This window comes from Burkholderia plantarii (assembly GCF_001411805.1).
Taxonomy (GTDB): domain Bacteria; phylum Pseudomonadota; class Gammaproteobacteria; order Burkholderiales; family Burkholderiaceae; genus Burkholderia; species Burkholderia plantarii.
Map to the genome: position 1 here is coordinate 2,707,291 of NZ_CP007213.1, position 12,204 is coordinate 2,719,494.

A 12,204-nucleotide genomic window follows, 5' to 3' on the forward strand; every position below is an offset into this window, starting at 1 on the left:
CCCGTCGCGTCGCCGGCGCCCGGCAACGGGCGCTAGGTTCGCGCGCCGCGCGCGGCGACGTCGAGCGAGACCTTCGTGACGGCGTCCGCCAGGAAATCGCCCACCGCCCGCACTCTCGCGGACGTGCTGATGTCGGGATGCACGACGAGCCAGACGTCGTTCGAAAAAAGCTGCGACGGCGGCAGGACCTGCACCAGATCCTCGTCGACGGCCAGAAAGTCCGGGATCACGGCTAGACCGAGCCCCGCCCGGACGGCCGCGAGCTGCGTGGGCAGGCTCGACGTGACGAGTGCGAGGTCCGCGTCCGGAGCGCGTCGGGCCAGCCAGCGCGCGGCGGGAAGGTGGTCGTGGGCCGAATCCCAGGCGATGAACGATCGCCCTTGCAGCGGATCCCGTCCGGCCGGCGGGTTGGCTTCCAGATAGTCGCGTCGTCCGTAGACGGAATAGGTCATGCGCCCCAGCCGCCTGATCTTCAGGTTGCCGCGCTCGGGACGGACGACGCGCAGCGCGATGTCCGCCTCCTGGCTGTCGAGCTCGGCCGTCATCGTGCTGGTCGTGATCTGGAGGCGAATCAACGGATATCGCTCGCGAAACGCCGGAAGCGCCGGGATCACGAGGTCGGTCGCGAGGTTCTCGGATGTCGCGAGGCGCACCGTGCCCGAGACGGTATCGACCAGCCCGTAGGCGCTGCGCTCGACCGCGAAGATCCCCGCCTCGACCTTCTCCGCGCCCGCCAGCACGCGCTCGCCTTCGGGCGTCAGCACATATCCGCTCTGGCTGCGGGAGAACAGCGTCGCGCCGAGATTCGCCTCGAGCTCGAGAATCCGGCGGCCGACCGTCGACACGCTCACGCCCAGATCGCCGGATGCCTTGCTCAGGCTTCCCGTCCTGGCCACGCAAAGAAAATAGCGCAGGTCGTTCCAGTCCATCCAGGGCCTCCTCACTGACGATCACGCCGACGATGATACAGAGGGACGGCGCCGGGAACGCGCCGACGGTACCCGGCACCGTCCGGACCGCGTGATCGCGCGGGCATGCCGGCGGCGCTCGGTCCCGCGACCGGGGAAAGGGGGCGAGGCGACGCCGGACCGCCCGGCCCGGCGTCATGCCCGCGCCACCGTGCAGCCGGCGTCCCGGTTGCCCGGTGGCGCCGGCTACCGCGGCCCGCCGTGGGGCGAGCCGGCCGGCGCGGCCGCGTCGGCGCCCACCGCCGTGGCCCGTTCCCGGATGCGCCATCGGACCACCGGGCAGGCGACATGCGGATCCTGTCGCACGGACTTCTCCACCGTGTCGATCGAGTCCGCCTTGCGCAGCAGCAGGCCGGCGTCGGGCGGATCGGTCAGCGCGCCGGCGAGCACCAGCTCGCCCCGTTCGCCGGCCGCCCATGCCACGCGCGGATGCGATTCACGATCGCGCTCGCGACGCGATGCGAAACCCGGTGCGAAATCGAAAAACAGCCGGACGTGCCGCATCGTTTCCTCCTGGTGATGGAACCAGCCCGAGGCCGGCGACCGTCCCGTGCTCACGACGCCTGCGCCGTCCTGTCCGACCAGAGATCGACCGGCTCGAGCCGGTCGGCGCCCTGCGTGGCCAGCATCCACCCCGGATATTCCGGCGCGAGCTGGCTGACTTCGTCGATCCGCTCCAGTTCTTCGGCCGTCAGCGTGATGTCGAGCGCCGCGAGGTTGTCCTCGAGTTGGCTCAGGCGCTTGGCCCCGACCAGGATCGACGTCACGACCGGCTTCGACAGGAGCCACGCGAGCGCGATCCGCGCCACGCTGCAGCCGCGAGCCTCGGCCATCGGGCGCAGCGCGTCGATGACGTCCCACGCCCGCGCCTTGTCGACGATCGGGAAGTCGAACGCCGAGCGGCGCGAGCCCTGCGGCGCCGGGTTGTCGCGGCTGAACCTGCCGGACAGCAGGCCCCCGGCGAGCGGACTCCAGACCAGCAGCCCCATCTTCTCGGCCTCCAGCAACGGCACCAGCTCTCGTTCGAGATCGCGGCCGGCGACGGAGTAATAGGCCTGCAGCGTGTCGAATCTCGCGAGATTCAGGCGGGCGGACACGCCGAGCGCCGTCGCGATTCGCCATGCCTGCCAGTTCGACACGCCGACATACCGGACCTTGCCCTGGCGCACCAGATCGTCGAGCGCGCGCAGCGTTTCGTCGATCGGCGTGAGCGTGTCGGTCGCATGGATCTGGTACAGATCGATGTGATCGGTCTGAAGCCGCGTCAGGCTCGCCTCGACCGCGTCCATGATGTGTCCGCGCGATGCGCCGACGTCGTTCGGGCCGGGCCCCGTCCTGCTGTACACCTTGGTGGCCAGCACGACGTCCTTGCGCGGGATGCCGAGGTTCCTGAGCGACTGACCGAGCATCGCCTCGCTCTCGCCGTCGGAGTAGACGTCGGCCGTGTCGAAAAAGTTGATGCCGGCCTCGATGCCCGCCTTGACCAGTTCGTCGGCGCGTGCCTGATTCATCTCGCCGATGTGCCGATAGACGCCGCTGCCGCTGCTGAACGTCATGGTGCCGAGACAGAGCCGGGAAACCAGCAGGCCGGTATTGCCCAATGTCTGATACTTCATCGTGGACTCTCCTTTGGGGTGTAAGGCCGGATCGCCGGCGACGCACGGTACCGTCGAGGCAACGTCATCGTTTCGCATCACGAATCAATACGAATGCCGTCCAGGCAGCAGCGTCCCGATCCGGCGAAGCGGCCGAGGCGCGCCGCGCCGGTTGCGCGATCCCGCATGGAAACCTTCCGGAAAGCATTATCGGCGGCTGCCGCCGACGGGTGAATGCAAAAAACCGGCCAGCCGCTTTCCATATTTGGAAAGCCTCGCCGGCGCGACGCCCGGATCGCCTTCGCCCCGGGGACACCGCGGGTTGACGCTGAACAATGCGGCGGGACGAAATGAAAACGGCGACCTGGCGGTCGCCGCGTGAAGCGCGAGCATGCCACCCGACAGGACGGCTGCCGCGGTCGGGGGCGGTCGGCCGACGAAGCCCGGCGGACCGGCGACGACGACGCCGAGCCGGCCCGGGTCCTCAGCCCGCATCCACCTCCGCGCCGCTCGCCACCGGCGCCTCGCCGGCGCCGCCGCGCGCCAGCACCGGCGCGAGCGCCTGCCCGGTGTGGCTCGCGCGCACGCGCACCAGCGCCTCCGGCGGCGCGGCCGCCACGATGGTGCCGCCGCCCACGCCGCCTTCCGGACCCAGGTCGATGATCCAGTCGGCCTCGGCGATCACGTCGAGATCGTGCTCGATCACCACCACGCTGTGGCCGCCGTCCACCAGCCGGTGCAGCACGCGGATCAGCTTCGCGACGTCGGCCATGTGCAGCCCGACGGTCGGCTCGTCGAGCACGTAGAGCGTGTGCGGCGGCTTCTGGCCGCGTCGCGTGACGTCGTCGCGCACCTTGCTCAGCTCGGTCACCAGCTTGATGCGCTGCGCCTCGCCGCCCGACAGCGTCGGCGACGGCTGCCCGAGCGTCAGGTAGCCGAGCCCGACGTCCTTCATCAGCTGCAGCGGATGCGCGATGTTCGACAGCGCCGAGAAGAACGCCACGGCCTCGTCGATCTCCATCGTCAGCACCTCGCCGATGTTGCGGCCGCGCCAGGTCACGGCGAGCGTCTCGGGATTGAAGCGCTGGCCGTGGCAGACGTCGCACGGCACCTTCACGTCGGGCAGGAAGCTCATGCCGATGGTGCGCACGCCCTGCCCCTCGCACGCCGGGCAGCGCCCGTCGCCGGTGTTGAACGAGAAGCGCGAGGCGGTATAGCCGCGCGCGCGCGCTTCCAGCGTGTCGGCGAACAGCTTGCGGATGGTGTCCCACACGCCGATGTAGGTGGCCGGGCACGAGCGCGGCGTCTTGCCGATCGGCGTCTGGTCCACTTCGAGCACGCGGTCGATCGACTCCCACCCGCTGATCGACTCGCAGCCCTGCCACGCGTGCGTGACGTCGAGCGCGGGCCGCGGCGCGCTGCGCGCCAGCACGCTGGCGCGGCGGTTGGCGGCCGGCGCGGTCTGCCCGGCGGCCTTGCGCGCGCGGCGCGTGGCCGGCGACGACAGCACCGAGCGCCCCACCGCGTCGAGCAGGTTGGCCATCAGCACGTCGCGCGCGAGCGTCGACTTGCCCGAGCCGCTCACGCCCGTCACCGCCACCAGCCGCGCGAGCGGAATCCCGACCGTGACGTCGCGCAGGTTGTGCAGCCGGCCGCCATGCACGGTCAGCCAGCGCTCCGGCGTGAGCTCGCCGCGCTTCGCGTCGGGCGGATTCACGGCGCGCCGCGGCTGCAGCGGGTGCGTGATCGGCTGCGCGAGGAAGCGGCCGGTCAGCGACGCCGGTTGCGCGGCCAGCTCGGCCACGCCGCCCTGCGCCACCAGCGTGCCGCCGCGCTTGCCGGCGCCGGGCCCGATGTCGATCACGTGATCGGCGCGGCGGATGGTGTCCTCGTCGTGCTCGACCACCACCAGCGTGTTGCCCTTGTCGCCGAGCTTGCGCAGCGCGTCGAGCAGGATCCGGTTGTCGCGCGGATGCAGGCCGATGGTCGGCTCGTCGAGCACGTAGCAGACGCCCTGCAAATTGCTGCCGAGCTGCGCGGCCAGGCGGATCCGCTGCGCCTCGCCGCCCGACAGGCTCGGCGCCGCGCGGTCGAGGCTCAGGTAGCCGAGCCCGACCTCCTCGAGGAACGCGAGGCGGCTGCCGATCTCGCTGACGATGTCGCGCGCGATCTGCGCGTCGCGTCCGTCGAGCTGCAGGCCGTCGATCCAGCGGCGCGTGTCGGACACGGTCCACTGCGCGACCTCGACGATCGGATGCGCGTCGAACGTGACCGCGCGCGCCGTCGGGTTCAGGCGCGTGCCGCCGCAATCGGGACACGGCTCGCTGCCCACGCCCTCCGGCTCCTGCTCGTCGGACGGCAGCGTCTGCTCGCGGCCGCGATCGTCGCCGCCGAGCACGGTGTCGTCGTAGGCCGCGCGCTGTTCGCGCGTGAGCGCGAGGCCGGTACCCACGCAGGTGTGGCACCAGCCGTGCTTGCTGTTGTACGAGAACATGCGCGGATCCAGCTCGGGATAGCTGGTGCCGCACACCGGGCAGGCGCGCTTGACCGACAGCACCTTGACCGTGCCGATCGCGCTGGTGGGCAAGCCCTCGGCGAGCGCGCGCTGCAGGCCGTCGAGCGGCGCGAGCAGATGCATCACGCCCTTGCCGATCTCGAGCGTCTCGTCCAGCCGCCGCCGCAGCTCGGCCTCGCTGTCGGGCGACACGACGAGGTCGGCCACCGGCAACTCGATGGTGTGCTCGCGGAAGCGGTCGAGCTTCGGCCACGGGTCCACCGGCACGAACGCGCCGTCCACGCGCAGGTGCGTGCTGCCGCGCGCCTTGGCCCATTTCGCCAGATCGGTGTAGACGCCCTTGCGGTTGACGACGAGCGGCGCGAGCAGCCCGACGTGCTGGCCGCGATGGTCGCGCAGCAGTTGCGCGGCGATCGACTCGACCGACTGCGAGGTGACCGGCGTGCCGTCGTGGATGCAGTGCTGCAGGCCCAGCTTCACGTACAGCAGCCGCAGGAAGTGCCAGACCTCGGAGGTGGTGGCCACCGTGCTCTTGCGGCCGCCGCGCGACAGGCGCTGCTCGATCGCGACGGTGGGCGGAATGCCGTACACGGCGTCCACCTCGGGGCGCCCGGCCGGCTGCACGATCGAGCGCGCGTAGGCGTTCAGCGATTCGAGGTAGCGGCGCTGGCCCTCGTGGAACAGGATGTCGAACGCGAGCGTGGACTTGCCGGAACCCGACACGCCGGTGATCACGTTGAACTTGCCGTGCGGGATGTCGACGTCGAGCGCCTTCAGGTTGTGCTCGCGCGCGTTGACGATGCGCACCACGTCCTCGCCCTCCACCTCGCGCCGCGCGCGCATCGCGCTGAGCTTCGCCTGCAGCGGCACGCCGTATCCGGCGGCGTCCTCGGCCGCCTGCAGGTCCATCGCGCGGTCGTACTGCAGCAGCGCCTCGCCCGTGTGCGAGCCGGCGCAGCCCTTCACGTCCTCGGGCGTGCCGGCGCACAGCACCAGGCCGCCGCCGTCGCCGCCCTCGGGGCCGAGATCGATCAGCCAGTCGGCGGCGCGGATCACGTCGAGGTTGTGCTCGATCACGACCAGCGAATGGCCGCTCGCGAGCAGCTTGCCGAACGCCTGCATCAGCTTGGCGATGTCGTCGAAGTGCAGCCCGGTGGTGGGCTCGTCGAACATGAACAGGCGCGCGTTGCGGGCCGCCTTCGCGGCGGCGTTGCGCCCGCCGCTGCGAAACGCCGCCGCCGACTCGGCCAGGAACCCGGCCAGCTTCAGGCGCTGCGCCTCGCCGCCCGACAGCGTCGGCACCGGCTGGCCCAGCTTCACGTATTCGAGCCCGACGTCGGCGATCGGCTGCAGCACGCGCAGCACCTCCTCGTCGGCCGCGAAGAACGACGCGGCCTCGCTGACGGTCAGCTCGAGCACGTCGGCCACGCTCAGCGCGCGGCCCGCGCGCTCGATCCGCACGTCCAGGATCTCGTCGCGATAGCGCCGGCCGTCGCAGTCCGGGCAGCGCAGGTAGACGTCGCTGAGGAACTGCATCTCGATGTGCTCGAAGCCGGAGCCACCGCAGGTCGGGCAGCGGCCCTCGCCGGTGTTGAAGCTGAACATGCCGGCGCCGTAGCCGCGCTGCAGCGCGAGCGGCGCCTTCGCGAACAGCTTGCGGATCTCGTCGAACGCGCCCACGTAGCTGGCCGGGTTCGAGCGCGTGGTCTTGCCGATCGGCGACTGGTCGACGAACACCACGTCGCTGACCTGCTCGGCGCCCGCCAGGCGCCGGAACGCGCCCGGCGACTCGGTGGCCTTGCCGAGCTGGCGCGCCATGGCCGGATACAGCACGTCCTGCAGCAGCGTCGATTTGCCGGAGCCGGACACGCCGGTCAGGCACACCAGCCGCTGCAGCGGGATCTCCACCGAGACGTCGCGCAGGTTGTGCTCGCTCGCGCCTTCCAGCACGATGCGCGGCGTCGCCGCGTCGACCGGGCGGCGTGCCCAGTTCGATGCGTGCGCAACCTGTTTGCGGCCGCCCAGGTATTCGCCCGTCAGCGTATCGGCCGCGCGGATCCCGGCCGGCGTGCCGTCGTAGACGATCGCGCCGCCGCGCTCGCCCGGCCCCGGCCCCATGTCGATCAGCCGGTCGGCCGCGAGCATCACGGACGGATCGTGCTCGACCACCACCAGCGTGTTGCCGGCGTCGCGCAGGCGCTGCATCGCCTCGACGATGCGGTTCAGGTCGCGCGGATGCAGCCCGATGCTGGGCTCGTCGAGCACGAACAGGGTCTTGGTCAGCGAGGTGCCGAGCGCCGTGGTCAGGTTGATGCGCTGCACCTCGCCGCCCGACAGCGTGCGGCTCTGGCGGTCCAGCGTCAGGTAGCCGAGGCCCACGTCGCACAGATATTTCAGGCGCGTGCGCACCTCGGCGAGCAGCAGCTTCAGCGCGTCGTCGAGCAGCGCGCTCGGCAGCGTGATCTCGTCGAAGAAGCGGCGGATGCGCTCGATCGGCAGCAGCATCAGGTCGTGGACGGTCAGGCCCGGCAGCGCCTCGAGCTGCGCGCGGGTCCAGTCGACGCCGCGCGGCAGGAAACGCGCGGCCGGCGCGAGCACGGCGTCGGCATCGGCCCGGCTGCCGAGCCGCCACAGCAGCGATTCGGTCTTCAGGCGCGCGCCGCCGCAGACCTCGCACGGCGTGTAGCTGCGGTACTTCGACAGCAGCACGCGGATATGCATCTTGTACGCCTTCGATTCGAGGTAGCCGAAGAAGCGCTTCACGCCGTACCACTGGCGCTGCCACTCGCCGTCCCAGTCGGGCGAACCGTTGATGACCCAGTCGCGCTCGGCCTCGGTCATCTCCGACCACGGCGTGCCGCGCCGGATCCCGGCGCGCTCGGCGTAGCGCATCAGGTCGTCCTGGCATTCCTTCCACGCGGGCGTCTGCATCGGCTTGATCGCGCCGCCGCGCAGCGTCTTGCGTTCGTCCGGGATCACCAGCCCGAGATCGACGCCGATCACGCGGCCGAAGCCGCGGCAGGTCTCGCAGGCGCCGTAGGCCGAGTTGAACGAGAACAGCGCGGCCTGCGGCTCCGCGTAGCGCAGGTCGCTGTCGGGGCAGTGCAGGCCGGTGGAGAACCGCCAGATCGCGGGCTCGGCGCCCGCCGGCGCCCCGGTCCCGGCCGCCGCGTCCGTCGCGTCGGGTGCCGCGGGCAGCACGTACACGTCCACGCGTCCGCCGCCGCGCTTGAGCGACGCCTCGATCGCCTCGACCACGCGCGCCTTGTCGGTGCGGTGCAGGCGGAAGCGGTCGGCCACCACGTCGAGCACCTTGCGCGTGCCGTCGGCCGCCGCCACCTCGCGCTGCGCCTGCACGCGCGTGTAGCCGCTCGCCGACAGCCACTGCTCGACTTCCTCGGGCGTCACGCTCTCGGGCAGCTCGACCGGGAACGTCACCACCAGCCGCGGATCGTCCGCTTCCGTGCGCGCGGCCAGCTCCGCGTAGATCGTCTCCGGCGTGTCGTGCCGCACCGGCTGCGCGGTCTGGCGGTCGAACAGCTCGGCGGCGCGCGCGTACAGCAGCTTCAGGTGGTCGTTCAGCTCGGTCATGGTGCCGACCGTCGAGCGCGAGCTGCGCACCGGATTGGTCTGGTCGATCGCGATCGCGGGCGGCACGCCGTCCACGCGGTCCACCTGCGGCCGGTCCATGCGGTCGAGGAACTGCCGCGCGTAGGCGCTGAAGGTCTCGACATAGCGCCGCTGGCCCTCGGCATAGAGCGTGTCGAACACCAGGCTCGACTTGCCGGACCCGGACGGACCGGTCACGACGGTCATCTCGCCCGGGCGCAGGTCGAGATCGACGTTTTTAAGATTGTGCTGGCGTGCTCCGCGAATGCGGATCAGATGGCTGGATGACAATTGGCCTGTCCGTATGAATGGGTTGACCGGTGTTCACGAGGCCGCGCGGCCGCGAAGAAGCCGCGGGCGCGAGGCGGGCGCGGCTGGCCGAGGCGGGAACGACGCGAGATTCGACGGCTACTATACTGTATATTCATACAGCTTGCTGGCGGGGCGGCGCACCCGCATGGCAACGGCGCCGGCCGGGGCGGCGGCCGCCGCTCACCTCAATCGACGGGCGGCACCGCGCCTTCCGACAGCGTCTTGATCAGGCGCGCCCGGCGCCGTTCGAGATCGGCGATCTGGCGCTCGATGGCCGCGAGGCGCCGGCGCTGCACCTCGCTCGTCTGCTCGCAAGACCGCGCGCCCTCGAGCAGCAGCATGCAGTCCGGAAAGCCGCGAATGTCCTCGATCGTGAAGCCGGTCGCGATCATGCGCTGGATCTGCCCGACCTGCGTGACGGCCTTGCCGGGAAACATGCGATAACCGTTGCCGGCACGCACCGAGGCGAGCAGGCCGTGCCCGTCGTAATGCCGGATCGAGCGCACGCTCGCGCCAGTGCGGCGCGCGAGTTCGCCGATCGTCAGCGGTTCGGGGGAAGGCATCGTGTTCATGCCGCGCAGGCTAGCACGATTCGCTTGACTCTCACATCGGTGTGAGGGTTCAGAGTGGCGGCTCCCTCGCTTCCCAAGGAATCGCCATGTTGTCCCGCACGCTCTCCCGTCTGTTGACTGCCGGCGTTGCCGCCGTCTCGCTGCATGCCGCCGCCGCCCCGGGCGACGCAAGCGCCGCGCCCGCCCCCACCCGCTACACCGTCACCTCGGCCGACGGCGTGAAGCTCGCCGTGCAGGAAAGCGGCAACCCCGACGGCGCGCCGATCATCCTCGTCCACGGCCTGCTCGGCAGCCGCCTGGACTGGGACGCGCAGTTGCAAGGCCCGGCGCTGCGCCAATACCGGATCATCACCTACGACCTGCGCGGCCACGGCCTGTCCGACCGGCCGTCCGGCGCCGAGCCGTATCACGACGGGCGCCGCTGGGGCGACGACCTGGCGGCCGTGATCGCCGGCTCGCACGCGCGCAGGCCGGTGGTGGTGGGCTGGTCGCTCGGCGGCGTGGTGATCTCGAACTACCTCGCCGCGCACGGCGATGCTGACATCGCCGGCGCCGTTTACGTGGACGGCGTGGTGGAGCTGACGCCGCGGTTGCTGGTCGCGCATCCGGACGTCTATCGCGACATGAATTCGCCGGACCTGAGGACGCATCTGGACGGCGAACGCGCGTTCCTCGCGCTCTGCTTCCAGCATCGCCCCGCCGCCGTCACGTTCGAGCGGCTGCTCGCCAACGCCGCGCTGGCGTCGTGGGACATGCAGCGCGAGATCCCGACCATGACCGCGTTCGCGGCCGAGGGGCTGGGCCGGGCGCGGGTGCCGCTGCTGTTCCTGTACGGCGGACGCGACGCGCTGGTCGACACGCCGGCCACGCTGGCACGCGCCCGTGAGCTGAACCCGCGCATCGCCAGCAAGGTGTATGCCGAATCGGGCCACGCGCCGTTCATCGAGGAGCCGGCGCGCTTCAACCGCGATCTGGCCGCGTTCGTGAAGACGGCGACCGCCCCGGCCGCCGGGCAATGAGGCATCATCGGCCTCGAGCAAAGGAGAACATCATGCCCCACCAGATCACGCCGGTCGACCCGCGGGACGCGTTTCCCGGCTTTGCCGCGCTCGACGCGGAAGCCGGCGGCGTCGCGTTTCGAGGCCGGATCGGCGGCGCCGGCGCGCCGGTGCTGCTGCTGCACGGCTATCCGCAGACCCACTTCGCGTGGCGCCGGATCGCGCCGGCGCTGGCGCGCTCGCACCGCGTGATCGTGCCGGACCTGCCCGGCTACGGCGCGAGCCGGATCCGCCACGACACGCCGCGCTGGACCAAGCGGCGCGTGGCCGAGGCGCTCGTCGCGCTGATGCGCGGGCTCGGCCACGAACGCTTCGCCGTGGTGGGCCATGATCGCGGCGCGCGCGCCGCCTACCGGCTCGCGCTCGATCATCCCGCGCGCGTGAGCGCCTGCGCCTCGCTCGCCGTGATTCCGACGCTCGACGCCTATCGCCGGGCGTTTCGCGATCCGGCCGTGCGCCACGCGATCTGCGAGGACTATCGCGCCGCCGCCGCGGAAGACCGCGAGCACGACGCGCACGATCTCGCGGCGGGCCGCCGGCTGGCCTGCCCGGTACTCGTGCTGTGGAGCGAGGCCGAGCGAAAGGCGGCCGCGACCTCGCCGGTCGACGTCTGGTCGCGCTGGGCCGACCGCGTGACGGGCGCCGCCCTGCCCGGCGGCCACCTGCTGCCCGAGGATGCGCCGAACGAGGTGCTGGCCCGGCTTGGCGCGTTCCTGCCCGGGGCATCCGAACCCGCATCCTGATCACTCGCCCCGAACCGCGCGCCACGCGCCGTGCGACCGGTCCCGCGCGCCGGCACGAGGCCGGCAGGCGCCGCGGCTATAATCGCTGCGCCATCCAACGAGGACATCGCATGAAATCAGTGATCGCTTTACTCGCCGCTTCCGCCTTCGCTTCCACCGCGTTCGCCGCCAACCCGATCGAGAAGCTGCCGTCGGGCGTGATCGTCGAACAGCTGAAGGCCGGCACCGGCCCGCAACCGACCGCGAGCGACGTGGTGCGCGTGAACTATCGCGGCACGCTCGCGAACGGCACCGAGTTCGACAGCTCGGCCCAGCATGGCGGCCCGGCCACGTTCCCGCTCGGCCAGGTGATCCCGTGCTGGACGCAGGGCGTGCAGAAGAGGAAGGTGGGCGGCAAGGCGAAGCTGACCTGTCCGGCCGCGACCGCCTACGGCAGCCGCGCCGTCGGCACGATCCCGCCGAACAGCGACCTGATCTTCGAGGTCGAGCTGGTGGGCATCGGACAGTAACGCAGCTGTCGACGCGAGCCGGCGGCCTTCCGCCGGCTCGCGGTCGAGACACGGCATGGACCGGTCGGCCGATCCCGCCCGGATCCAAGCGCTACCCCCATGCATCGCCGATCCCGTGATGACGACCGGCCTGCTCCGGAATAAAAAAATGCCCCCGGCCCGCAATCCGTAGGATTCCGAAAAGCCATCTCCCGGTTTCGCCGAACAGCGGGCAATGCATGCGCCCCACGCCCCCATCCACGAGCGGCGGTCGCGCAAGCGTCGGAGAATCGCACGGCCGCGCCTTGCCCTGTCGTCCCGGCCCATGCCGGCGCGGCCGAGCC

The 12,204-nt window shown here is 71.3% G+C and carries 9 protein-coding genes; 3 read left to right on the forward strand and 6 right to left on the reverse strand.

Annotation, left to right across the window (positions count from 1 at the left end):
• Positions 1 to 32: 32 nt before the first annotated feature.
• From bpln_RS28215 to bpln_RS28235, 6 genes are all read right to left on the reverse strand, one after another.
• The gene (locus bpln_RS28215; RefSeq protein WP_055140662.1) at positions 33 to 929 is read right to left on the reverse strand and encodes a LysR family transcriptional regulator; all 897 of its coding nucleotides are present in this window, start codon (positions 927 to 929) and stop codon (positions 33 to 35) included.
• 225 nt (positions 930 to 1,154) lie between these two features.
• On the reverse strand, positions 1,155 to 1,526 hold the full coding sequence (locus bpln_RS28220; RefSeq protein ID WP_244132027.1) for a YciI family protein: 372 nt from the start codon (positions 1,524 to 1,526) through the stop codon (positions 1,155 to 1,157).
• A complete protein-coding gene (locus tag bpln_RS28225; RefSeq protein ID WP_055140664.1) occupies positions 1,523 to 2,584 on the reverse strand; it encodes an aldo/keto reductase in 1,062 nt (353 codons plus the stop codon). The genes bpln_RS28220 and bpln_RS28225 overlap by 4 nt, the downstream gene beginning before the upstream one ends.
• Before the next feature lie 77 nt (positions 2,585 to 2,661).
• Positions 2,662 to 2,826: a hypothetical protein gene (locus bpln_RS36880; RefSeq protein ID WP_158512083.1), complete on the reverse strand. Its 165-nt coding sequence runs from the start codon at positions 2,824 to 2,826 to the stop codon at positions 2,662 to 2,664.
• A gap of 221 nt (positions 2,827 to 3,047) precedes the next feature.
• On the reverse strand, positions 3,048 to 8,978 hold the full coding sequence (gene uvrA / locus bpln_RS28230) for an excinuclease ABC subunit UvrA (RefSeq protein ID WP_055140665.1): 5,931 nt from the start codon (positions 8,976 to 8,978) through the stop codon (positions 3,048 to 3,050).
• Between the two features lie 206 nt (positions 8,979 to 9,184).
• Complete coding sequence (locus tag bpln_RS28235) at positions 9,185 to 9,571, reverse strand: MerR family transcriptional regulator (RefSeq protein WP_055140666.1); 387 nt, start codon at positions 9,569 to 9,571, stop codon at positions 9,185 to 9,187.
• Positions 9,572 to 9,657: 86 nt separating this feature from the next.
• Between bpln_RS28235 and bpln_RS28240 the strand changes: the two genes are divergently transcribed.
• The 3 genes from bpln_RS28240 (at position 9,658) to bpln_RS28250 (ending at position 11,881) form a co-directional block, all read left to right on the forward strand.
• Positions 9,658 to 10,590: an alpha/beta fold hydrolase gene (locus bpln_RS28240; RefSeq protein ID WP_055140667.1), complete on the forward strand. Its 933-nt coding sequence runs from the start codon at positions 9,658 to 9,660 to the stop codon at positions 10,588 to 10,590.
• 32 nt (positions 10,591 to 10,622) lie between these two features.
• Positions 10,623 to 11,372: an alpha/beta fold hydrolase gene (locus bpln_RS28245; RefSeq protein WP_055140668.1), complete on the forward strand. Its 750-nt coding sequence runs from the start codon at positions 10,623 to 10,625 to the stop codon at positions 11,370 to 11,372.
• Positions 11,373 to 11,482: 110 nt separating this feature from the next.
• The gene (locus bpln_RS28250; RefSeq protein ID WP_055140669.1) at positions 11,483 to 11,881 is read left to right on the forward strand and encodes an FKBP-type peptidyl-prolyl cis-trans isomerase; all 399 of its coding nucleotides are present in this window, start codon (positions 11,483 to 11,485) and stop codon (positions 11,879 to 11,881) included.
• The last annotated feature ends 323 nt before the right edge of the window (positions 11,882 to 12,204 follow it).

What these genes read in the sequence shown, in the direction of transcription:
- bpln_RS28215 (WP_055140662.1), bottom strand. Translation starts at nt 929, where the DNA reads ATGGACTGGAACGACCTGCGCTATTTTCTTTGCGTGGCCAGGACGGGA.
- bpln_RS28225 (WP_055140664.1), bottom strand. Translation starts at nt 2,584, where the DNA reads ATGAAGTATCAGACATTGGGCAATACCGGCCTGCTGGTTTCCCGGCTC.
- bpln_RS36880 (WP_158512083.1), bottom strand. Translation starts at nt 2,826, where the DNA reads ATGGAAAGCGGCTGGCCGGTTTTTTGCATTCACCCGTCGGCGGCAGCC.
- bpln_RS28235 (WP_055140666.1), bottom strand. Translation starts at nt 9,571, where the DNA reads ATGAACACGATGCCTTCCCCCGAACCGCTGACGATCGGCGAACTCGCG.
- bpln_RS28240 (WP_055140667.1), top strand. Translation starts at nt 9,658, where the DNA reads ATGTTGTCCCGCACGCTCTCCCGTCTGTTGACTGCCGGCGTTGCCGCC.
- bpln_RS28245 (WP_055140668.1), top strand. Translation starts at nt 10,623, where the DNA reads ATGCCCCACCAGATCACGCCGGTCGACCCGCGGGACGCGTTTCCCGGC.
- bpln_RS28250 (WP_055140669.1), top strand. Translation starts at nt 11,483, where the DNA reads ATGAAATCAGTGATCGCTTTACTCGCCGCTTCCGCCTTCGCTTCCACC.